20 protein-coding genes are annotated in these 21,101 nt (G+C 70.7%); 17 read left to right on the plus strand and 3 right to left on the minus strand.

The features are described 5' to 3' along the window. Positions 1–117 precede the first annotated feature (117 nt). The 9 genes from IEY12_RS00420 to IEY12_RS00460 all read left to right on the plus strand — a co-directional run bounded on the left by IEY12_RS00420 (position 118) and on the right by IEY12_RS00460 (position 11,272). Positions 118–1,530: a class II fumarate hydratase gene (locus IEY12_RS00420; protein WP_188876469.1), complete on the plus strand. Its 1,413-nt coding sequence runs from the start codon at positions 118–120 to the stop codon at positions 1,528–1,530. A gap of 251 nt (positions 1,531–1,781) precedes the next feature. Continuing rightward, complete coding sequence (locus tag IEY12_RS00425) at positions 1,782–1,919, plus strand: hypothetical protein (RefSeq protein ID WP_188876471.1); 138 nt, start codon at positions 1,782–1,784, stop codon at positions 1,917–1,919. 38 nt (positions 1,920–1,957) lie between these two features. Then, entirely contained in the window at positions 1,958–2,431 is a 474-nt protein-coding gene (locus IEY12_RS00430) for a PH domain-containing protein (protein ID WP_188876473.1), read from the plus strand. Next, a complete protein-coding gene (locus IEY12_RS00435) occupies positions 2,428–3,927 on the plus strand; it encodes a PH domain-containing protein (RefSeq protein ID WP_188876475.1) in 1,500 nt (499 codons plus the stop codon). The genes IEY12_RS00430 and IEY12_RS00435 overlap by 4 nt, the downstream gene beginning before the upstream one ends. A 73-nt stretch (positions 3,928–4,000) precedes the next feature. Continuing rightward, on the plus strand, positions 4,001–5,875 hold the full coding sequence (gatE, locus tag IEY12_RS00440; protein WP_188876478.1) for a Glu-tRNA(Gln) amidotransferase subunit GatE: 1,875 nt from the start codon (positions 4,001–4,003) through the stop codon (positions 5,873–5,875). 134 nt (positions 5,876–6,009) lie between these two features. Next, positions 6,010–7,281 (plus strand): hypothetical protein, encoded by a 1,272-nt coding sequence (locus IEY12_RS00445; protein ID WP_188876479.1) that lies wholly within the window; start codon positions 6,010–6,012, stop codon positions 7,279–7,281. A gap of 15 nt (positions 7,282–7,296) precedes the next feature. Then, a complete protein-coding gene (locus IEY12_RS00450) occupies positions 7,297–8,457 on the plus strand; it encodes an extracellular solute-binding protein (RefSeq protein WP_188876481.1) in 1,161 nt (386 codons plus the stop codon). 4 nt (positions 8,458–8,461) lie between these two features. Then, positions 8,462–10,102 (plus strand): ABC transporter permease, encoded by a 1,641-nt coding sequence (locus IEY12_RS00455; RefSeq protein WP_188876484.1) that lies wholly within the window; start codon positions 8,462–8,464, stop codon positions 10,100–10,102. A gap of 3 nt (positions 10,103–10,105) precedes the next feature. Then, positions 10,106–11,272 carry an ABC transporter ATP-binding protein gene (locus tag IEY12_RS00460; RefSeq protein WP_188876485.1) on the plus strand — a complete coding sequence of 389 codons (1,167 nt, stop codon included), beginning with the start codon at positions 10,106–10,108 and terminating at the stop codon, positions 11,270–11,272. Between the two features lie 33 nt (positions 11,273–11,305). Here the strand turns inward: IEY12_RS00460 and IEY12_RS00465 are convergent, their stop codons facing one another. Next, positions 11,306–11,800, minus strand: a complete 495-nt coding sequence (locus IEY12_RS00465) for an Lrp/AsnC family transcriptional regulator (protein ID WP_123076563.1) — start codon at positions 11,798–11,800, stop codon at positions 11,306–11,308. A 201-nt stretch (positions 11,801–12,001) separates the two neighbouring features. On the opposite strand from IEY12_RS00465, the gene IEY12_RS00470 reads away from it, so the two are divergent. Together IEY12_RS00470 and IEY12_RS00475 are read left to right on the plus strand one after the other, a co-directional pair. Continuing rightward, positions 12,002–13,012, plus strand: a complete 1,011-nt coding sequence (locus tag IEY12_RS00470) for a DMT family transporter (protein WP_188876487.1) — start codon at positions 12,002–12,004, stop codon at positions 13,010–13,012. Positions 13,013–13,080: 68 nt separating this feature from the next. Further along, the gene (locus IEY12_RS00475; RefSeq protein WP_188876490.1) at positions 13,081–13,716 is read left to right on the plus strand and encodes a DUF8127 domain-containing protein; all 636 of its coding nucleotides are present in this window, start codon (positions 13,081–13,083) and stop codon (positions 13,714–13,716) included. A 145-nt stretch (positions 13,717–13,861) separates the two neighbouring features. Here the strand turns inward: IEY12_RS00475 and IEY12_RS00480 are convergent, their stop codons facing one another. Beyond that, positions 13,862–14,623 (minus strand): RNA methyltransferase, encoded by a 762-nt coding sequence (locus IEY12_RS00480; RefSeq protein WP_123076557.1) that lies wholly within the window; start codon positions 14,621–14,623, stop codon positions 13,862–13,864. Positions 14,624–14,784: 161 nt separating this feature from the next. Between IEY12_RS00480 and folP the strand changes: the two genes are divergently transcribed. The 5 genes from folP to IEY12_RS00505 all read left to right on the plus strand — a co-directional run bounded on the left by folP (position 14,785) and on the right by IEY12_RS00505 (position 19,550). Beyond that, positions 14,785–15,909, plus strand: a complete 1,125-nt coding sequence (gene folP / locus IEY12_RS00485; protein ID WP_188876491.1) for a dihydropteroate synthase — start codon at positions 14,785–14,787, stop codon at positions 15,907–15,909. Between the two features lie 142 nt (positions 15,910–16,051). Continuing rightward, positions 16,052–16,732, plus strand: coding sequence for a 6-hydroxymethylpterin diphosphokinase MptE-like protein (locus IEY12_RS00490; RefSeq protein WP_188876493.1), 681 nt, complete (start codon positions 16,052–16,054; stop codon positions 16,730–16,732). Between the two features lie 41 nt (positions 16,733–16,773). Beyond that, positions 16,774–17,178: a hypothetical protein gene (locus IEY12_RS00495; RefSeq protein ID WP_188876495.1), complete on the plus strand. Its 405-nt coding sequence runs from the start codon at positions 16,774–16,776 to the stop codon at positions 17,176–17,178. Positions 17,179–17,259: 81 nt separating this feature from the next. Continuing rightward, positions 17,260–18,051, plus strand: a complete 792-nt coding sequence (locus IEY12_RS00500) for an SDR family NAD(P)-dependent oxidoreductase (RefSeq protein WP_188876497.1) — start codon at positions 17,260–17,262, stop codon at positions 18,049–18,051. A gap of 89 nt (positions 18,052–18,140) precedes the next feature. After that, positions 18,141–19,550: a cryptochrome/photolyase family protein gene (locus tag IEY12_RS00505; RefSeq protein WP_188876499.1), complete on the plus strand. Its 1,410-nt coding sequence runs from the start codon at positions 18,141–18,143 to the stop codon at positions 19,548–19,550. Here IEY12_RS00505 and IEY12_RS00510 read toward each other — a convergent pair. Next, the gene (locus IEY12_RS00510; RefSeq protein ID WP_188876501.1) at positions 19,542–20,318 is read right to left on the minus strand and encodes an HAD-IIA family hydrolase; all 777 of its coding nucleotides are present in this window, start codon (positions 20,316–20,318) and stop codon (positions 19,542–19,544) included. The genes IEY12_RS00505 and IEY12_RS00510 overlap by 9 nt on opposite strands. A 111-nt stretch (positions 20,319–20,429) precedes the next feature. Between IEY12_RS00510 and sod the strand changes: the two genes are divergently transcribed. Beyond that, positions 20,430–21,032 carry a superoxide dismutase gene (gene sod / locus IEY12_RS00515; RefSeq protein ID WP_188876503.1) on the plus strand — a complete coding sequence of 201 codons (603 nt, stop codon included), beginning with the start codon at positions 20,430–20,432 and terminating at the stop codon, positions 21,030–21,032. Positions 21,033–21,101 lie beyond the last annotated feature (69 nt).

Raw genomic sequence — 21,101 nt, forward strand, 5'->3', positions numbered from 1 at the left:
ACTAAATAGTTATTATTAACCACAGATCGAGTAAACAGTGAGTCGGCCTGCCAAACTTGCCGGTCGGGTCGACCGGGACCGGTGGGTTTTACGCGCGCCGCCGCGAGTCACCCGCATATGAGCGAAGACGACGACTACCGCATCGAGTCCGACAGCCTCGGCGAGATGGAGGTCCCGGCCGACGCCTACTGGGGCGCGCAGACCCAGCGTGCCGTCGAGAACTTCCCGATCAGCGGGCGCACCTTCCAGTCGCGCTTCGTGCGCGCGCTCGGCGTCGTGAAGAAGGCCGCCGCGCAGGCGAACCGCGACCTCGGGACGGTCCCCGAGGACAAGGCCGACGCGATCATCGAGGCCGCCGACGAAGTCATCGCCGGCGAGCACGACGAGGAGTTCCCGGTCGACGTCTTCCAGACCGGTTCGGGGACCTCCTCGAATATGAACGCGAACGAGGTCATCGGCAACCGCGCGACCGAGATTTACGGCGGCGACGTCGGCACGCGCGAGATCCACCCGAACGACCACGTGAACTTCGGGCAGTCCTCGAACGACGTCATCCCGACCGCGATGCACGTCGCCGCGCTCGAAGCGGTCGAGAAGGACGTCGGGCCCGCGCTCGAGACGCTCCACGACGCGCTCGAGGCGAAGGAGGCGGAGTTCGACGGCGTCGTGAAGACCGGCCGCACCCATCTGCAGGACGCGACGCCCGTCCGACTCGGCCAGGAGTTCGGCGGCTATCGCGCGCAGGTCGAGAAGGGCCTCGCGCGCATCGAGAACGCGAAGGCGCACCTCCGCGAACTCGCCCTCGGCGGGACCGCGGTCGGTACCGGCCTCAACACCCACCCGGAGTTCCCGGAACTCGCCGCCGAGTACATCAGCGAGGAGACCGGCGTCCAGTTCCGCGAGGCCGACAACCACTTCGAGGCGCAGGCCGCCCACGACGCGATGAGCGAAGCCCACGGCGCGCTCCGCACCGTCGCCGGGAGCCTGAACAAGATCGCGAACGACCTCCGCCTCCTCGCCTCCGGTCCCCGGAACGGCCTCGGCGAGATCGAGCAGCCCGAGAACCAGCCCGGGAGTTCGATTATGCCCGGGAAGATCAACCCGGTCGTCGCGGAAGCCGTCAATCAGGTCCACAAGCAGGTCGTCGGTCACGACGCCGCCATCTCCGCCGGCGCCGCCGAGGGCCAGATCGACCTCAACCTCTACAAGCCCGTGCTCGCCTTCGACTTCCTCGAGTCCGCGACGCTCATCGCGAACGGGAGCGAGGCGTTCGCTGAGAAGTTCGTCGCGAAACTCGAGGCGAACGAGGAGCACTGCGAATCGCAGGTCGAGCGCTCGATGGCGCTCGCGACCGCGCTCAACCCCGCCATCGGCTACGACAAGGCGAGCAAGGTCGCGAAGAAGGCCATCGCGGAGGACAAGACCGTCCGCGAGGTCGCCGTCTCCGAGGGCTACCTCACCGAGGCGGAGGCCGACGAGGTGCTCGACCCGGAGAAGATGACGCATCGCGGCATCCTCGGCGAGGAGTAATCCAACGGCGAAGCCGTTGGAGAGAAACGAGCGGGGAGGGACGACCCGCGAGTGAGTCGGGCCGAGCGTAGGAGGGCCGACTGGACAGACGAGCGGGGAGGAACGACCCGCGAGTCGGTCGCGCGACCGGATACGCGAGCGGAAGCGGCGGCGAAGCGACACCCGAGTCGCCCGACCGCTTCGCCGTCGACCCCGCCACACCGTGCTCGACGTCGGATACCCCCTCGCGGCGGAACTAACGCACTGTCCGGTTGTCGCCGAACCCCGGAGCATGTGGCGAGCCGTACGCGAAGCAGCGTGACCGCGCGACGACGGACCGCTGGCACTGCGCCCGCCCGGACTGCGGCGAGCGCGGCCTCGGTGACGACCTGAAGCGCATCGAGCGCTAACCGGACTGCTTTCCCGACTCCCGACCGAACGCCGACGCATGGAAGCACTCCATCCCCGCGTGCGCCTGCTGTGGGCGGCCGGTGCGGCCATCAGCGCCGCCGTTCTCGCCGCCATCGCCGGCGCGTTCACGTGGGTCGACCCGCTCTCGCTCGGCCTCTCGCCCGTGCTCGTCGGCGGCGTCGTCTTCGGTGCGGCGCTCGTCCTCGGCATCGGGTACGCGAGCGCGCGCTATCGCGCGTGGCGCTTCGAGGTGCGCGAGGACACCCTCTATCTCGAACGCGGCGTCTTCACGCGCGTGCGCACGGTCGTGCCCTACGTCCGCGTCCAGCACGTCGACAGCCAGCGCGGGCCGCTCGAACGCGTCCTCGGGTTGAGTACGGTCGTCGTCTACACGGCCGGCTCGCGGGGCGCGGACGTCGCGATTCCGGGTCTCGCCGCCGCCCGCGCGAGCGACCTGCAGGAGCGCCTGCGCGCGCTCGCGATCGAGAGCGAACCCGCCGACGCCGTATGAGACTGCATCCGCTCTCCGTCGTCTACCGCGTCGGGACGCGCGTCGCCGGCCTCGCGTGGGGGTTCGTCGTCGCGGCGTTCGCGGGGACGGCGGTCGTGCCGTTCCTTGATACGGCCGAAGTCGCCGCGCTCGGCGCGCTCGGCGTGCTCGCGCTCGCCGGCTACGAGGTGGCGCGCTATCGCCGCTTCACGTACGCGCTCACGGAGTCGACGCTCGACGTCGCCTCCGGGGTGCTCGCGCGCCGCGAGCGCGAGATACCACTGCGGCGCGTGCAGAACGTCGACGTCTCGCGAAACGTCGCCCAGCGCGTGCTCGGCATCGCCACCGTCCACGTGGAGACGGCCGGTGGCGGGTCGACCGAGGCCGTCCTCGACTGCTTGAGCGTCGCGGAGGCCGAGCGCCTGCAGACGGAGATCCGGCGGCTGAAACGCCGCCTCGACGACGAGTCGGCGTCGGCCGAAGGAGCAGACGGGGAGGCGGCGACCGGTGAGACGCGCGCGGACGTCGAGGACGAGGAGACGGAGGTGTTCGCACTCGACACGCGCCACCTCCTGCTGGCGAGCGCGCTCTCCTTCGACGCGCGCCTCGTCTCCGTGGTGTTCGTCGCCCAGCCGTTCGTCTGGCCGGCGCTCGCGCCCGTGGTCGGCGACCTGGGCGGGATGGCGCTCCTCGCCGTCGGCGCTCTCGGCGTCATGGGGCTCGCGCTCGCGCTCTGGGTGGCGAGCGCGGCGCGGACGTTCGCGCGCTTCTACGGCTTCCGGCTGACGCGCGCGGGCGACGACCTCCGCTACGAGCGCGGCCTCGGACAGCGCTACACGGGCACCATCCCCATCGAGAAACTCCAGACGCTCGTGGTGCGCGAGACGGTGCTCCAGCGCCGCTTCGGTTACGCGTCGCTGTCGGTGGAGACGGCGGGCTACGCGCCCGGGTCGGGTCCGTCCGGCGGTTCGGAGGCCGCAGTCCCGCTCGCGACGCGCTCGGAGGTGCTCGCGCTCGCGCGGGACCTCGAAGCGTTCGACGTTCCGGAGTTCGAGGGCGTGCCGACGCGGGCGCGGCGGCGCTACGCGGGCCGCTACGCCATCGGCGTCGGTGCTATCGTCGCGCTCGCGGCGCTCGTGAACGCGCTCGTGGTCTCCTACCCGTTCTGGTGGGCGCCCGTCGCACTGTTCGCCCTCGTGCCGGCGGCCGCCCACTACCGGTGGGTACACCTCGGCGCCGCGGTGGACGACGCGCACGCGTTCACGCGCTCGGGCTTCTGGACGCGCCGGACGCACGTCGTCCCGCACGACCGCGTGCAGACGCTCGTCGAGCGCGCGACGCTCTTCCAGCGCCGCTGGGGGCTGGCGTCCGTCGTCGTGGACACCGCCGGGAGCGGCGGGCTCGGAAGCGGCGACGCGGTGGCAATCGACGTCTCGACCGACCGCGCGGCCGCCCTCGTGGAGAGGGTGAGCGAGCGCGTGCGCGCGTCGCTGGCCGCGCGCCGCGAGCGCGAGTGAGGGGCGGGGGCGGCGAGCGGGGGTCGGTGCCGACCGGACGGATTTTTGTCCCTCCGCCGCCACGCCTGAGGTAATGACTACGGGCGAGTTCGACTACGAGGAACTGGGGCTGGTCGCCGGCCTCGAGATTCACCAGCAGCTGGATACGGCGACTAAGCTCTTCTGTGCGTGCCCGACGACGCGACGCGAACCCGAGGAGCACGACCGGACGTTCACGCGCTACCTCCACCCGACGAAGAGCGAGCTCGGCGAGATCGACGAGGCGGCCCTCGAGGAGTCGCAGGTCGAGCGCGAGTTCGAGTACCTCGCCTTCGACTCGACGTGCCTCGTCGAGGAGGACGACGAGCCGCCACACCGGCTGGACGAGGAGGCGCTCGACGTCGCCCTCGAGGTCGCGAACCTGATGGACATGACGGCGCTCGACCAGGCTCACGTCATGCGGAAGGTCGTCATCGACGGCTCGAACACCTCGGGCTTCCAGCGCTCGTCGCTCGTCGCGCAGGACGGCGAGATCGAGACGAGCGAGGGCTCGGTGGGTATCGAGGACATCATGCTGGAGGAGGAGTCGGCGGCGCGCGTCGAGGAGGACGATTCGGGCGCGACGTTCGCGCTCGACCGGCTGGGCATCCCGCTCGTCGAGATCGGCACGGACCCGGACATCCGGAGCCCGGAGCAGGCCCGCGAGGCCGCCGAGCGCATCGGCATGCTGCTGCGCTCGACGGGGAAGGTCAAACGCGGCCTCGGCACGATCCGACAGGACGTGAACGTCTCCATCGCGGAGGGCGCGCGCGTCGAGATGAAGGGCGTCCAGAGCCTCGACGACATCGACGACCTGGTGCGCTTCGAGGTCCAGCGACAGGTTCGCCTCCTCGAGGTCGCGGACGAGCTCGCCGAGCGCGACGCCTCCGTCGGCGAGGTGCAGGACGTGACGGACGTCTTCGCGGAGACGGAGTCCGCGGTGGTTCGCGGCGCGCTCGAATCGGATGGGTTGGTCTTCGCGGTCCCGCTCTACGGCTTCGACGGTCTCGTGGGGCGGGAGCTCCAGCCGGACCGCCGGCTGGGGACGGAGCTCTCCGACCACGCGAAGCGCCACGGTGCAGGCGGTATCTTCCACACGGACGAACTGCCGGCGTACGGCGTCACCGAGGACGAGGTCACCGCGCTCCGCGAGGCGGTCGGCGCGGGCGAGGACGACGCCGTCGCGATGGTGGCGGCGGAGGCGGACGTCGCGCGGGGCGCGACGGAGGCGGCGGCGGACCGCGCACGGACGGCGCTCGAGGGCGTCCCGGAGGAGACGCGGGGCGCGAACGAGGACGGGACGACGGAGTACCTCCGCCCGCTCCCGGGCGCGGCGCGGATGTACCCGGAGACGGACGTGCCGCCGGTCGAGCCCGACCCCTCGGAGGTCGAGACGCCGGAGCTCCTCACGGAGAAGGTCGAGCGCTACGTCGCGGACTTCGACCTGAACGAGGACGTCGCCGAGCAGGTCGCCTACGGCCGTCGGTGGCGGCTCTTCGAGGACGCCGTCTCAAGAGGGGTGGACCCGAACCTCGCGGCGCGCACCGTCGAGTCGACGGTGACGAGTCTGCGCCGCGACGGCATACCCGTAGAAAACCTCGCCGACGAGCACTTCCACGGCGTCTTCGACCTCGTCGCGGCGGACGAGATCACGCAGGAGGGCGTCCCCGAGCTGCTCGAAGCGCTCGCCGAGGAGCCCGACCGGACGGCGGCGGAGGCCGCAGAGGACGCGGGTCTCGGCTCGGCGGACGAGGACGTCGTGCGCGAGGCCGTCGTCGAGGTCGTCGAGCGCAACGCCGAGCAGGTCGAGGAGGAGGGCATGGGCGCCTTCTCCGGGCTGATGGGTGAGGCGATGGGCGCGCTCCGTGGGAAGGCGGAGGGCGACCTCGTCAGTCAGGTGCTCCGCGAGGAGATCCAGAAGCGCGCGTAGCCCGCACGCCGACCGCCACCGTTTTTAGGCCGCCCTAACTACCCGATAGCGACGCGTGGCCTTCCCCGTGATCGGATTCGACCGCCGCCACCGAAACCACAATTGTTTTAGGCCGGCCTAAAAGATTGGCCTGTATGGTTGCACACACACCGAGGCTCCGCACGCTCACCGCACTCGTACTCGCCGTCCTGTTGGCGGTTCCGACCGGCGCTGCGGCGGTCGCTCCCGCCGACGTGAACGCGGCGGGGACATCCGCAACGCAGTTCGACACCGGCCACGAGGCGGAGGCCAGCGCCGACGGCGACGTCGCCTTCGTCCGCACCATCGAGGAGATGAAGGGCCACCTCACCGTCTCCGTCCAGTACGCGAAGGCCGGGGACACCGAGATGGCCGCCCACCACGCCGGCCATCCCCACGAGGAGTACTGGAGCGCCGTCAACGCGACGCTGAGCGAGGCGAACGCGAGCCTCGCCGCCGACCTCGAGGCCGCGCTCCTCGCCGCGCCCGACCACGCCCGCAACGACTCCGCGAGCGAGTACGCCACCTACGTCAACGAGACGCTCTTCGAGAAGTTCGACGCCGCCGAACGCGCCGTCGCCGGCGAGCAGATGGAGAACGCGACGTTCTCGGCGGCGGTCTCGCGTGACCTCCTCCAGCGCGCCGTTCAGGAGTACGGCGAGGGCGTCGCCGCGAACGGCACCGTCGTCGAGCAGATGGAGTACGACGACGCTCGCGGCTTCGCGCTCCGCGCCGAGGCGCTCTACGAGAGCAACGTCCGCGCGACGCTCTCCGAGCACGCCCGCGAAGAACTCGACGAGCTCTTCGAGACCCTCCACGGGGATATCGACGGCGCGGCGGCGCCGAGCGACGTCGAGCAGATCACCGCCAGCATCGCCGCCGAGTACGCGGAGTACACCGGCGTCGAGTCCCAGACCGGCGGAGCGCAGGTCGAGCAGACCGTCGACGAGATCAACGAGCACCTCGAAGAGGCCGTCACCGCCTACGAGAACGGGAACGACGCGGAAGCCAAGCAGATAATCCGTCAGACCTACCTCTCCTACTTCGAGAGCCTCGAGGGCGACCTCATCGAGAAGCGCCCCGAACTCGTCGAGGAACTCGAAGCCGACTTCAACGAGGACCTCCCCGGTCTCATCGACCGGAACGCCTCCGTGAGCGAGGTCCGTGCGGAAGTCGAGTCCATGGAGAAGAAGCTCGGCACCGTCGAGACGGCGCTGTCGAGCGAGACCGAGACGACGATCAGTCTCGGCGACGAAACCGAGACGACCACGACGCAGTCCGCCACGTCCGAGACGACCACGACCGGCTCCTCGCCCGGCCTCGGCGTCGGGGCGGCACTCCTCGCGCTCGCCACCGCGCTCGTCGCGCTGCGTCGGCGCGCGAACTGACGACACCCACAACCCATGACACAGGACCGAACACGACGATTCACGAACCGCCGCGCGTTCCTCGCGGGCGCCGTGGGTACCGCGAGCGCGCTCGCGGGCTGTAGCGCCCTCACCGGCTCGTCCGGCGAGTCGACGACGACCAGCCCGGCCGTCACGACGGCCGACGGCACGGTGAACGCGTCGGCGGGCGGCGCGCCGTCCATCGACGACCTGCCCGACCTCGAGGGCGACCTCACCGTCTACCTCGGACGCGGGGAAGGCGGCGCGTACGGCGACCTCGTCTCGTACCTCGAGGACACCCGCTACGACGACTTCTCCGTCACGCTCAAGCGCGGACCGTCATCGGGGCTGGCGAACACCATCCTCACCGAGGCGGACAACGGCGGATCGCCAGCGGACGTGTTCTGGTCCATCGACGCCGCCTCGCTCGCTCTCGTCGCCAAGAACGGTCTCGCGGCGTCGCTCCCGAGCGACCTCACGGGCGTCGTCCCCGCGAAGTTCCGCGACTCGAAGCGCCGCTGGGTCGGCCTCACCGGCCGCGCGCGCGCCATCCCCTACAACACGGAGGCACTGAGCGCCGACGACATCCCCGCGAGCGTCTTCGACATCCCCGACCGGGAGCGCTTCCGGGACGCGCTCGGCTGGGCGCCCTCCTACGGGTCGTTTCAGGCGTTCGTCACCGCGATGCGCCACCTCGAAGGCGAGGAGCGCACCCGCGAGTGGCTGACCGGAATTCAGAACACCGGCGTCCAGTCGTATCCGGGCGAGTTCGGCGTCACCTACGACGTCGCGCAGGGCACCGTCGACGCGGGGCTCGCCAACCACTACTACGCGCTCCGCCTGAAGCAGTCGAAACCCGACGCGCCAGTCGACCTCGCGTTCACCCGTGGTGGACCGGGCGCGCTCATCAACGTCGCGGGCGCGCTCGTCCTCGACTCGACCGAGCGCTTCGACCTCGCGACGAACTTCGTCCGCCACTTCCTCACCCGGGAGATACAGACCTACCTCGTCGAGCACGTCTACTCCTACCCGCTCGCGCCCGGCGTCGCGCCGCCGGACGGCGGCGACATCGAACTGCCGTCGCTCGCGGACCTCGACCCACCGGACATCGACCTCGCGACGCTCGGGAACGTCCAGGAAACCATCGCGCTCTTGCGCGACACCGGCGTCCTCTGAGACGATGGCGGACGGCGAGCGCGACGACGGCATCATCCACTCGCTCTCCGGCCTCCGCGAGTCGCTCGGCCGCGAGGACGGCGCGGACGCCCCGCCGCTCGCGCTGCTCGCGTGTGCGGCCGCCGTCGCGCTCGCCGTGCTCGCGCCCATCGCGTGGCTGGTCGTCCGCGCGCTCGAAGTCCCGCAGGCGCGCGCGCTCGACCTGCTCGCGAGCGGATCGACGCTCACCGTCCTCGCGAACAGCGTCGGCCTCGTCGCGGCCGTCACCGTCGCCTCGACGCTGCTCGGCGTCCCGCTCGCCGTCGCCACCGTCCGCACCGACCTGCCGTTCCCGCGCTTCTGGACGGTGGCGTTGGCGCTCCCGCTCGTGGTGCCGAGCTACCTCGGCGCGTTCGCGTACGTCGCGGCGTTCGGGCCGAACGGGACGCTCGCAGACCTGCTCGCGCCGCTCGGCGTGACCTCGCTCCCCACCATCTACGGCTTCGCGGGCGCGGCGTTCGTCCTCATGCTCTACGTCTACCCGTACGTCTTCCTCGGGACGCGCGCGGCGCTGCTCACGATGGACGCCTCGCTCGTGGAGGCGGCCCGCACGCTCGGGGACTCCTCGCTCGCGGCGTTCCGGCGCGTCACCCTCCCCCGGATCCTTCCGGGCGTCACGGCGGGGGCGCTCCTCGTCGCGCTCTACGCGCTCAGCGACTTCGGCACGCCAACCATCATGCACGTCGACGTCTTCACGCGCGTCATCTACGTCGAGTACTCCTACTCGCGCGACACCGCCGCGCTCCTCTCCGTCCAGCTCCTCCTCGTCACCGCCGTCATCCTCCTCCTCGAATCGCGCGTCTCCGACACGGGCGGCTCCGGCTACGCGAGCGGGCAGAGCCGTTCGGCGAGCCGCCTCCGCCTCGGGTGGCTGAAGGTCCCCGCCCTCCTCGCGTGCGCGGCCGTCGTCGCGCTCGCGCTCCTCGTCCCGCTCGGCGTCTTCGCGCAGTGGTTCTTCCGCGCGGACGTCGCGGCGTACGGCAACAGCTTCTCGTGGGGGTACGCGTGGAACTCCGTCTACGCCGCCGCGCTCACGGCGGGCGTCGCCGTGCTCGCCGCCGTCCCGATGGGGTATCTGTCGGGGCGCTACGCGGACTCGCGACTCGCACGCCTCCTCGAGCGCGTCACCTACGCGGGCTACGCAGCCCCCGGCATCGTCATCGCGCTCGCGCTCGTCTACGTCGGCGTGCGATACGTCCGCGGGCTCTACCAGACGCTCCCGCTGCTCGTCTTCGCGTACGTCGTGCGCTTCCTCTCACAGGCCATCGGGACGACGCGCTCGAGCGTCGTGCAGGTCGATCGGCGCCTCGTGGAGGCGGCCCGCACGCTCGGGGACTCCTCGCTCGCGGCGTTCCGGCGCGTCACCCTCCCGCTCATTCTCCCGGGCGTCTCCGCGGGCGCGGCGCTCGTCTTCCTCACGACGATGAAGGAGCTGCCCGCGACCCTGTTGCTCCAACCGGCGAACTTTCGCACGCTCGTCACCTACATCTGGACGGCCCGCGAGTCCGGATTCTACGGCCGCATCGCCGTCCCGGCGCTCGCGCTCCTCGCCGTCTCCGCGCTCTCGATGCTCGTCATCCTCGCACGCGAACGCACCCAACAGTAAGCCATGACCGACACGCCACTCCAGCACGCCGACGCCCAGTCCACCGACGCCGCGTCAGCCGACGCGTCCGCACGCCCGACGGACGGCGGCGACGCGTCCGACGACGCGCGCGTCGCGCTCGAAATCGACGGCGTTACCAAACGCTACGGGGAACAGACGGCCGTTTCGGGGCTCTCCCTCGACGTTTACGACGGCGAACTCCTCACCATCCTCGGCCCCTCGGGTTGCGGGAAGACGACGACGCTCCGCCTGCTCGCCGGCCTCGAACGCCCCACCGAGGGCACGGTGCGCATCGCGGACACCCGGGTCGCGGACGCGGACGCCTCGCGGCCGCCGAACGAGCGGAACGTCGGTCTCGTCTTCCAGGACTTCGCGCTCTTCCCGCATCTCAGCGTCGCGGAGAACGTCGCCTACGGCATCGCGGACGCGAGCGACGACGCGAAAACAGAACGGGTCGCCGACCTCCTCGAACTCGTGGACCTCGCGGGCTTCGAGGAGCGCGATCCGAGCGAGCTCTCGGGCGGCCAGCAACAGCGCGTCGCGCTCGCTCGCGCGCTCGCGCCAGAGCCGGAGGTCCTCCTCCTCGACGAGCCTTTCTCCAGTCTGGACGTGCGCCTGCGCGTGGAGATGCGCGAGGACCTCAAGCGCATCCTCTCGGCGACGGGCGTGACTGCGGTGTCGGTGACGCACGACCAGGAGGAGGCGCTGAGCATCTCGGACCGCGTCGCCGTGATGCACGACGGCCACCTCGAACAGGTCGGCGCGCCCGAGGCCGTCTTCGAGAACCCGGAGTCGCGCTTCGTCGCGTCCTTCCTCGGGCAGGCGGGGTTCCTCTCCGGGCACATCGACGACGAGACGGTGGACACGCCCGTCGGGTCGGTGCCGCGCGCGCAACTCACCGGGCCGACCGACCGGTACGTCGGCGCGATGGTGGACGTGCTCGTCCGCCCGGACGACGTCTCGCTCGCGCCCGCGACGTCGGAGGCGGAGGCGGACGGCGTCGTCGTTCGCCGGCAGTACACGGGGCCGTCGTTCGTCTACCACGTCGAGTTGACGAACGGCGACCGGGTGCGCTGTCAGCAGAACCACACGGAGAGCCACGCCGTCGGGACGCCCGTGGTGCTCTCGATCGACGCGGAGCACGCGCTCGCGTGGTACCCGACGCGCTAGGGCGCGTTCGAATCTGCGAGTCCTTCTTGGAGATCACTCCGACCCGTCGTCGACGAGTTCCTCGAGGAGGGTGTCGAGCGAGTAGGTCTGGAGGGGGCGCGGCGTGTCCTTCGTGCGCGAGGTGACGAACGTGGAGTTCGTCCGGTCGACTTCCTCAACGGCCTCGAAGTCGGTGATGAGGCGCTCGACGGCGTCGGAGTTGGGGAGGCGCGCGACGACCATGAAGTCGTACTCGCCCATCGTGAAGAAGACCTGCGTGACGCCCTCGATCTCCTCGAGTTCGGCTGCGACGCCCCTGTAGCTCCCGCTGTAGGTGGTGTAGACTTCGAGGACGACGGTGACGCCGAGGCCGAGTTCGTCGAGGTCGAGGTCGTAGAGGTCGTTCTCGATGACGCCGCGCTCGCGGAGGTTGTTCAGTCGGTAGTGAATGGTGGAGACGGGGATGTCCGTCTCCTCGTGGAGTCGCTCGGGGCTCCCGGTACCGAGGTCGGAGATGGCTTTCAGGAGGCGTACGTCCCGTTCGTCCATGGTTCGGTGGTTCGCGGGCGCGGCCTAAATACCCCACCGAAGCCGCGTTCGGCGTCCGACCCGCTCGCGCCGGCCCGCATCGAGCGATATGGCACCCCGCAACTATCACCATCATGGATTACCTTAGAGAATACTATCGAAATACTCCCGAAGGTTGTAGACAAGTTTAACAAGATGCGCCCAGTAGGATGGTGTAGTCAGATGTCTCTCACCGACACCCTCCGCAGTCCGCGCGGCACCGCCGCGATGTTCGTGGCGCTCGCGGCGTTCTGGGGGACGTCGTTCGTCGCCATCGAGACGGGGCTTCACGCCTTTCCGCCCCTCCTCTTCGCGGGCCTCCGCTACGCGATCGCCGGCGGCATCGTCCTCCTGTACGCCGTTCTCACGACCGACCGCTGGCTCCCCCGCAGTCGGGGCGAGTGGCTGAGCGTCGGCGTGAGCGGCGTCCTCGTCATCGCGCTCTACCACGCCCTCCTCTACCTCGGCGAACTCCACGTCTCCGGCGCGGTCGCCGCCGTCGTCATCTCCATCGCGCCCGTGCTCACCGCCGTCTTCGCGAGCGTCCTCCTCCCCGACGAGTCGCTCGGCCGGGTCGAGCTCGTCGGCTTCGGTCTCGGCGTCCTCGGCGTCGCCGTCATCGCCGCGCCGAGCGGTGACGCCATCGGCGCCGCGACGGTCGTCCCCGTCCTCCTCATCCTCGGCGGCGCCGTCGCGTTCGCCCTCGGCGGCGTGCTCACGCGCCCCCTCAAGACGAGCCTCCCGCTGCGCTCGATGCAGGCGTGGACGATGCTCCTCGGTGCCGGCGTCCTCTTCGCGGGTGCCGCCCTCCGCGGCGAATCCGTCGCCGCGATCCACTGGACGCCCAACGCGATCGTCTCGCTCGTCTACCTCACGGTCGTCTCCGGCGTCGTCGCGTTCCTCATCTACTTCGAACTCCTCGACCGCGCCGGCCCGAGCACCGTCCACCTCGTCAGCTACCTCGAACCCGTCGTCGCGACGCTGATGAGCTTCGCCGTCCTCGGCGACGTGGTCGGCCCGCGCGCGCTCGTCGGCTTCCTCGCGGTCTTCGCCGGCTTCGCCGTCGTCGAGCGCGATCGCTTCGCCGTCCTCGACGCCACCCGCGAACGCGCCCGCCTCGCCTACGTCCGCCTCGTCCACAGCGAGCACGTCTCGCCGGACGGCCGGCGCAGCTACGAGCACGCCGACGACTGACGGCCCACCGAAGAGGGGCCCGAGGCGACTCCGGTCGGGTTATCGGGCGCGCGCCCACATGCCCGGGTATGGTCTCCGCACGCACGCTCCTCGCGCTCCTCGTCGGCCTCGCGCTCCTCACCCACCCCGTGGTCGGCGACCCGCCCGGCCTCGACACCAAGCACACCTACGAGGCGACTGCCGTCGACGTCGACGACGGCGAAACCGTCCAGTCGCTCTACCACCTCCCCGAGGTCACGTACGGCGTCGACTCGCAGATCGCGCTCGTCGAACAGGCCGCGAACGACACCGTCACCCGGCCCGTGAGCGACGTCCCGCCCGAAGTCGAGCGCCTCACCGGGGTCCGGTTCCTCGCCGACGACGTCGGCGACCGCTACTACCGCGTCGACGCCCGCATCGACGGCGAGACGTTCACGCTGGACGCGACGGCCGTCGACGCACGCACGGTCGCGGCGGCGCTCGCCGTCGCGCCCGGCGACGCCCCCGCCGTCGTCCGCGACGCCCTCGACGGGAACGCGACGAGCCCCGACGAACTGCCGGCGACACTCGTCCGCACCGACGGCGGCTACGTGCTCGTGCGCGCCACCGGGACGACGCAGGTCGCCGACCCGCTCACCATCCCGAAACTCGCGCTCTACGCGGTCGGCATCTCGCTTCTCGTCTGGGCCGCGCTCGCGCTCTACCGCGAGCGAAGCGAGGCCTGACCGGACGCCGCGCCCGGCGTCGCTCCCGTCTCCTCGCTCGGCGCGACGCCGGGCGGTCTGTGGCCCGGAGACACAGCCCACCGTATCGAGACAGATCCGTATCGACGGAGCGGGCGTTCAGGACGGCTGTGGCGAGAAGACGCCGTCAGTACTCCTCGTCCTCGACGGAGTCCTTCCGGCCGTTCCCCTCGATGTGCCACCGCGCGCGGCGCAGGATGCCGTGGAGGGTGTTGACCTCGCGGCCCGTGGGGTGTGCGCGCCCGAGGATGCGCCGGACCATCCGCCCGGTCTTCGCCTGCTTCTCCTCGGGGTAGTCGACGAGCTCGAGGAAGTCCGCGAAGTGGTCGTAGAACGCCTCTATCTCCTCCTCCTTCGCGCGGTGGACCGCGACGTCGGGGAGTTGGGTCTCGTCGACGGTCAGCTCGCGCAGTTCGTAGAGCGCGACCGTCGCGGCCTGCCCGAGGTTCAGGACGGGGTAGTCCGCGCTCGCGGGGATCGAGCTGATCTCGTCGAGGCGCTCCATCTCGCTGTTGTGGAGGCCGACGCGCTCGCGCCCGAAGACGAGGCAGGTCGGGGCCTCGACGTCGCGGAGGCTCCCCGCGAGTTCGTCGGGCGTGCGGAACGGGAAGCGGACGTGCTTCGTCGCGTCCTCGTTCGTGATGGCGGTGAAGCCCACCGTGTGGAAGTTCTCGACGAGGTAGTCGAACTCGACCTCCTCGGCCTCGGGGAGGATGTCCTCTCGCGCCTGCCCGGCGAAGCCGTACGCCTCGGACTCCCGCGAGAGGTCGGGCGGGTCGACGAGGTAGAGGTCGCTGAATCCGAAGTTCTTCATCGCGCGAGCGATCGTGCCGACGTTCCCGGGCGTCTCCGCGTCCACGACGGCGACGGCGGGCGCACTGTCTCCCATGCTCCCCGGGTAGCCGCCGCGCGAGTAAAAACCGCGCGTCACGACGCGACCGAGCGCCGCGCGGCACGTAGTGCGACGGCGGGCGCACTCTGCTACGCGTCACCGTCCCGAGGCGGCGACGGACCACGGGTACTATTGTAGTGGCACCCTCGCACCCACGTATGAACACCGTGGACGCCGCCGGCCTGCGAATCGGCGACGACCACCCCCCGCGAATCATGGGGGTGTTGAACGTCTCGAAGGAGTCGCCCTATTCGCCGAGCGTCTTCGACGACCCCGACGAGGCCGCCGCCTACGTCGATGACGAACTCATCGGCGAGGGCGCGGACATCGTCGACGTCGGCCTCGAATCCGCGAACAAGCGCTTCGAGGTGCTGAGCGCCGAGGAGGAACTCGACCGCCTCGACACCGCCGTCGAGACCATCGAGCGCGTCGAGGGCGACGCGGTCTTCAGCATCGAGACGCGCTACGCCGACGTCGCGGACGCCGCCCTCGAGGCCGGCTTCGACATGGTCAACGACATCTGCGGCTTCGCGGACCCGGAGATGCCCGCCGTCTGCGAGGCCCACGACGCCGCCGTCGTGAAGATGGCGTCCCCGCCGGACCTCGAACGCCCCGGCGCCGTCGAGGCGGTCGACGACATCTACGAGGCGCTCGGGCGCAACGGCCTCACGGAGAAGACCATCGTCGACCCCGCCTTCGGCGGGTGGTCCGAGGCGAAGACGCTCGCGGACGACCGCGAGACGTTTCGCCGCCTCCGCGAGTTCCGGGGGTACGGCCAGCCGATCCTCGTCTCCATCAACCGGAAGAACTTCCTGCGCGACGTCGCCGGGCGCGCCACCGAGGAGGCCCTCCCCGTCTCGCTCGCCGCGACCGCGATGGCGGTCGAGCGCGGCGCGCACGTGATTCGAACGCACGACGTCGCGGAGACCCGTGACGCCGCGCTCATCGGGTCGGAGTTCGCGCGCGAGCGACACCGCGAGCGCGCCGTCGAGGAGCTCGACGTCACCACCCCGAAGGAGGCCGAGCGCCACATCGACCGCCTCGAGGGCGACCGCGCGGCCGCCGAGGCGAGCGTCGCGCGCGCCTACGAAGTTCGGCCGCCGTCTGACAGGCGACAGACGCTCGTCGACGTCGCGGCGGACACCGGCGTCGTCTGTACGGGCGGCGAGGACCTCTTCGTTGCGGGGACGGTCGCCGACCTCGAAGTGTTCGCTGACCGCCTCACGCAGGCGTCGAAGGCGTTAGCGGGCGTCGCGGGCGAGATCCGATCGAGTCTCCGGTAACGGGAAAGCTTATGCCGAAAGCACCGCAATCCCGGACTGGAGGCCGAGCCCCCGCATCGGTAGGGGTACACTACAACTGCGGGGCCTCGGCTCGAACCACCAGGTTCCGGATTTTTCCCGACGCAACGGTGGTGAGCGATAGGTGAACTTCGCGGAGTGGGCGCCCGCCTACGAGGCGATCCTCGCGGACTTCGAGTACGACAGAACGGGCGACGAAGCCGCGCGTGACGAACTCGCACGACTCGTGAGCGACTTCGACGTCTCGCGCCTCGACGCGACCGGGGAGACAGTCGCCGTCGTCGGCGCCGCGCCCCGGCTCGTGGATGACCTCGACGTCGCCGCGGACGCCGACCGGGTGTTCGCCGCCTCCACCGCCGCCGACGTCCTGCGCGAGCACAGCATCGACGTCGACGTCCACGTCACGGACCTCGACAAGAACCCGGAGACGAGTCGCGCGCTCACCCGCGAAGGGACGCCCGTCGCCGCGCACGCGCACGGCGACAACCGCGGGCTGGTCGCGGAGTGGCTCCCCGAGTTCGACGACGCGCACGTCCTCGGGACGACCCAAGCCCGACCGGTCGACGGCGTCCACGACTTCGGCGGCTTCACGGACGGCGACCGCGCGGCGTTCCTCGCCGACCACGTCGGCGCGGCGTCGCTCGTCTTCGCCGGCTGGGACTTCGCGGACGCCCCGAGCGAGGCGAAGCGTCACAAGCTCCAGTGGGCGGCGCGCCTCCTCTCGTGGCTCGAACGCCGGCGCGGCGAGACGTACGGCGTTCTGGACGGCTACCGCGACACCGCGTGGCTCGACGCGCTCGGCTGAGGGCCCGAAGGGCCAAGCCACGAGAATCCGTAGCACACGCTATGGATTCGGAGGAAGCGGACCTCACCGACGCGGAACGAGAGGCGCTGCACGCCCTCGAGCACGGCGTCGAACACCTCGAGCGCGCACACGGCCACCTCGTTGCGTTCCACCACAGCACCGGCCGAGCGATGGACCACCTCGCCACCGCTGAGGGGTGCCTCCGCGATGCCGGTCACGAGGCGTTCGCGGACGCCATCCGCGACGACTACCTCCCACGGGGCGTCCTCGGGGACGGCGAGGGCGACGGCCGGTGGTCGTACGACGTCCTCGAGACCTACGAGGAGACCTTCCTCGAGGATGTGCTCGCCTTCGAGGACGAGGTCGCTGAGGATCTCGCTGATGGGCGGCGCCACGTCGAGGAGCGCCGTCAGGAGCGCGACTGGACGGAGCGCGCACGCGACTGACGGCCGCCAATACGACTCGAGAGCCCGCAGGCCTCTCCGCGTCCTCGGGGCTTAATCGCCCGCCGATCCTACGGTGAGGCGATGACGGAGACCACCGAGTCGGTGCGGTCGCGGAGCAGTCTCGACGGGAAAACGGCGGTCGTCACCGGTGCCTCCTCGGGCATCGGGAAGGCCATCGCCGAGACGTTCGCCGCGGACGGCGCGGACGTGGTCGTCTGCTCGCGGACGCTCGCGGACGTCGAGGCCGTCGCGGACGACTTCGCCGCCCTCCCGGGCGACGTCGTCGCCGTCGAGACCGACGTCACCGACCGAAACGACGTCGACGCGCTCGCCGAGGCCACCGTGGAGGCCTTCGGCGGCGTGGACGTCCTCGTGAACAACGCGGGCGGCGGCGCGGGCCTCATGCCGCTCGACGAGGTGGACGGCGACCTCTGGGATTCCGTCGTCGACGTCAACCTCACCGGCGTCTACAACGTCACGCACGCGTTCGCGGGCGCCCTCCGCAACGGCGACGCGAGCGCCGTCGTGAACGTCGCGAGCATGGCCGGCGAGTACGGCGTCGAGGGGATGGGCCCGTACAGCGCCGCGAAGGGCGGCGTCGTCTCGCTCACGCGGACGCTCGCGCGGGACTGGGCGGACGACGGCGTCCGCGTGAACGCCGTCTCACCGGGCTTCGTCGCCACCGAGAAACTCCGCGAGGCCTACGACCTCCGACGCGACCTCGAGCGCGCGAACCCCGACCGGACGTGGGGGACGCCCGCGGAGGTCGCCGATCTGGTGCGCTTCCTCGCGAGCGACGCCGCCTCCTTCGTCGACGGCCAGTCCGTGAACGTCACGGGGACGCCGAACACCTACGAGACGCCCGACGCGTAAGGCGCAGCAGCCACCGTGTGCGCCGAGCGCACCCGTCCGCGTTGACGTCGAGCCGAAGCGTTATCCGACCGCCGCGCGACGCCCCCGCCATGCAGGTCTTCTGGCACCGGAGCGACCTCCGCGTGCACGACAATCGCGGGCTCGCGGCCGCGGCCGACGCCGGCGACGGGGCGGTCGTGCCGGTGTTCGTCTTCGACGACGAGGTCCTCGAGCACGGGAGCGACCGGCGCGTCGCGTTCATGCTGGACGCCCTCGACGCGTTGCGCGAGGCCTACCGCGAGCGCGGGAGCGACCTCTTACTACGGTTTGGCGACCCGTCGAGCGTGGTCCCCGACATCGCGCACGAGCGCGGGGCGGACGCGGTCCACTGGAGCGCGGACTACTCGGGGCTCGCACAGGAGCGCGACGAAGCCGTCGCGGACGCCCTCTCCGCCGAGGGCGTCGAGAGCCACCGGCACCACGACGCGGTGCTCCACGAGCCCGGCGACATCCGGACGAACGCGGGCGACCCCTATCAGGTCTACACCTACTTCTGGAAGAAGTGGCAGGACCGCGAGAAGGCCGACCCGTTCGACGCGCCCGCCGGCGACGCGCTCGCGGCCGTCGAGGGCGACGCGCTCCCCGACGTCGCCGACCTCGGTTTCGACCCGCCGGCCGTCGACCTCCCCGACGCGGGCCACGCCGCCGCCGTCGAACGTCTCGACGCGTTCTGCGACGCGGACGTCTTCCGCTACGACGAGGCCCGCGAGTACCCCGCGATGGACGCGACGTCGCACACCGGCCAGGACTTCTCCTTCGGGACGCTCGGCGTCCGCGAGGCGTACGCGCGCACCGTCGAGGCGATGGCCGAGGCCGACGACGAAGACGAACGCGAGAGCGTCGCGGAGTTCCAGAGCCAGCTTGCGTGGCGCGAGTTCTACACCCAAGTCCTCTACTTCAACCCCGAGGTGGTGACGGAGAACTACAGCGAGTACGAGACCCCCATCGCGTGGCGTAACGACCCCGAGGAGATCCGGGCGTGGAAGCGCGGCGAAACCGGCTACCCCATCGTGGACGCGGGGATGCGCCAGCTGGCCGAGGAGGGGTACGTCCACAACCGCGTGCGGATGATCGTCGCGTCCTTCCTCACGAAGGACTTGCTGACCGATTGGCGCGTCGGCTATCGGCACTTCCGCGAGCACCTCGTCGACCACGACACGGCGAACGACAACGGCGGCTGGCAGTGGGCGGCCTCGACGGGGACGGACGCCCAGCCCTACTTCCGGGTGTTCAACCCGCAGACGCAGGGCGAGAAGTACGACCCCGACGCCGAGTACGTCCGCGCGTACGTCTCGGAACTCGAGGGCGTGCCCGCCGACGCCATCCACGACTGGCCGGCGCTCACGCCCGAGGAGCGCGCCGAGCACGCCCCCGACTACCCGGGTCCGCTGGTCGATCACGGCGAGCGCCGCGAGGACGCCATCGCGGCGTTCGAGGACGCGCGCGGCGACTCAGAGTAGCGTCTCCACCTCGCCGAGGTCCGAGAGGACGTGCGTCGGCTCGACGTCGGAGGCCGCGACGTCCTCGCGCGAGGAGACCCCGGAGAGCACGAGCGCGGTGTCCATCCCCGCGCGCTCGCCCATCAGGATGTCCGTGTCGAGGTTGTCCCCGACCATCAGGCAGTCGTGGACGTCGACGTCCGCGTCCACCTCCCCCGCCGCGAGCTCGGCCATGCGCGTCTCCGGCTTCCCGACGACCACGGGGTCCTGCTCGACCATCCCCTCGATGGCGCTCACGAACGCGTTCGCGCCCGGGACGAGGCCGTCGGGGTCGGGAGTGACGCGGTCGCGGTTCGTCGCGACGAACACCGTCCCCGGTTCGAACGCGCGGAGCGCCGCCGTGAGGCGCGCGAAGCTCACGCGCTCGTCGTAGCCGGCGACCACGACGTCGGCGGGGCCCTTCGCGGTCACCGTGAGGCCCGCGGCCTCCAGTTCCTCCTCGACGACGTCCTGCCCGAGGACGTGGACGTCGGCGTCCGGGCGGTGCTCGGCGAGGTAGGCGGCGGTCGCCCACGACGCCGTCACCACCGGCTCGCCGCGATAATCGACGTCGATCCCGTCGAGGCGCGCCGCGATTTCGCCGCGGCGGACGCCCGTGTTGTTCGTGAGGAGGACGACCGGCACGCCCGCCTCGCGGAGGGCACGCAGGCCGCGCGCGGCGCCGGGAATCGCCTCCCGGCCGCGCCAGACGGTCCCGTCGAGGTCGACGAACGCGGCGGCGTACGACACGCCTACGCGGTTCTCCGGCCGCGACCTAAATCCCTGTGTGAGTCGTGGTAACGCCCGCTGCCTCAAGCTTTAACACGAGTCCGGGCGCACCACTATCCGGAGGGATACATTATGAGCGACTACGAACTGCCGCCGCTACCGTACGAGTACGACGCACTGGAACCGAGCATCTCCGAGCAGGTGCTGAACTGGCATCACGACACGCACCATCAGGGCTACGTGAACGGCTGGAACGCCGCCGAGGAAACCCTCGAAGAGGCCCGCGAGGAGGGCGACTTCTCCGGCTCCGCTGGCGCGATTCGGAACGTCACCCACAACGGCTCCGGCCACGTCCTTCACTCCCTCTTCTGGGAGTGCATGAGCCCGAACGGCGGCGACGAACCCGCCGGCGCGCTCGCCGCCGCGATTCAGGAGGACTTCGGGTCGTACGAGGCGTGGAAGGGCGAGTTCGAGGCGGCCGCCGGCGCCGCAGGCGGCTGGGCGCTGCTCGTCTACGACACGCACAGCAACCAGCTTCGCAACCTCGTCGTCGACAAGCACGACCAGGGCGCGCTCTGGGGTGCACAGCCCATCCTCGCCCTCGACGTCTGGGAGCACTCCTACTACTACGACTACGGTCCCGCTCGCGGCGACTTCATCGACGCCTTCTTCGACGTCGTCGACTGGGAGACGCCCGCCGACCGCTACGAGGAAGCCGTCAGCCGCTTCGAGTAACGAGACTCCCTCGGAGTCTCGAACAAGCGAGCGGCGAACGCCGCGAGCAAACGCGACAACTGAGCGTCA

The organism is Halarchaeum grantii (assembly GCF_014647455.2).
Lineage (GTDB): Archaea > Halobacteriota > Halobacteria > Halobacteriales > Halobacteriaceae > Halarchaeum > Halarchaeum grantii.

Excerpts from the sequence above, each read along its gene's own strand:
- IEY12_RS00420 (WP_188876469.1), top strand. The coding sequence starts at position 118 with ATGAGCGAAGACGACGACTACCGCATCGAGTCCGACAGCCTCGGCGAG.
- IEY12_RS00430 (WP_188876473.1), top strand. The coding sequence starts at position 1,958 with ATGGAAGCACTCCATCCCCGCGTGCGCCTGCTGTGGGCGGCCGGTGCG.
- IEY12_RS00435 (WP_188876475.1), top strand. The coding sequence starts at position 2,428 with ATGAGACTGCATCCGCTCTCCGTCGTCTACCGCGTCGGGACGCGCGTC.
- gatE (WP_188876478.1), top strand. The coding sequence starts at position 4,001 with ATGACTACGGGCGAGTTCGACTACGAGGAACTGGGGCTGGTCGCCGGC.
- IEY12_RS00445 (WP_188876479.1), top strand. The coding sequence starts at position 6,010 with ATGGTTGCACACACACCGAGGCTCCGCACGCTCACCGCACTCGTACTC.
- IEY12_RS00450 (WP_188876481.1), top strand. The coding sequence starts at position 7,297 with ATGACACAGGACCGAACACGACGATTCACGAACCGCCGCGCGTTCCTC.
- IEY12_RS00455 (WP_188876484.1), top strand. The coding sequence starts at position 8,462 with ATGGCGGACGGCGAGCGCGACGACGGCATCATCCACTCGCTCTCCGGC.
- IEY12_RS00460 (WP_188876485.1), top strand. The coding sequence starts at position 10,106 with ATGACCGACACGCCACTCCAGCACGCCGACGCCCAGTCCACCGACGCC.
- IEY12_RS00465 (WP_123076563.1), bottom strand. The coding sequence starts at position 11,800 with ATGGACGAACGGGACGTACGCCTCCTGAAAGCCATCTCCGACCTCGGT.
- IEY12_RS00470 (WP_188876487.1), top strand. The coding sequence starts at position 12,002 with ATGTCTCTCACCGACACCCTCCGCAGTCCGCGCGGCACCGCCGCGATG.
- IEY12_RS00475 (WP_188876490.1), top strand. The coding sequence starts at position 13,081 with ATGGTCTCCGCACGCACGCTCCTCGCGCTCCTCGTCGGCCTCGCGCTC.
- IEY12_RS00480 (WP_123076557.1), bottom strand. The coding sequence starts at position 14,623 with ATGGGAGACAGTGCGCCCGCCGTCGCCGTCGTGGACGCGGAGACGCCC.
- folP (WP_188876491.1), top strand. The coding sequence starts at position 14,785 with ATGAACACCGTGGACGCCGCCGGCCTGCGAATCGGCGACGACCACCCC.
- IEY12_RS00495 (WP_188876495.1), top strand. The coding sequence starts at position 16,774 with ATGGATTCGGAGGAAGCGGACCTCACCGACGCGGAACGAGAGGCGCTG.
- IEY12_RS00500 (WP_188876497.1), top strand. The coding sequence starts at position 17,260 with ATGACGGAGACCACCGAGTCGGTGCGGTCGCGGAGCAGTCTCGACGGG.
- IEY12_RS00505 (WP_188876499.1), top strand. The coding sequence starts at position 18,141 with ATGCAGGTCTTCTGGCACCGGAGCGACCTCCGCGTGCACGACAATCGC.
- sod (WP_188876503.1), top strand. The coding sequence starts at position 20,430 with ATGAGCGACTACGAACTGCCGCCGCTACCGTACGAGTACGACGCACTG.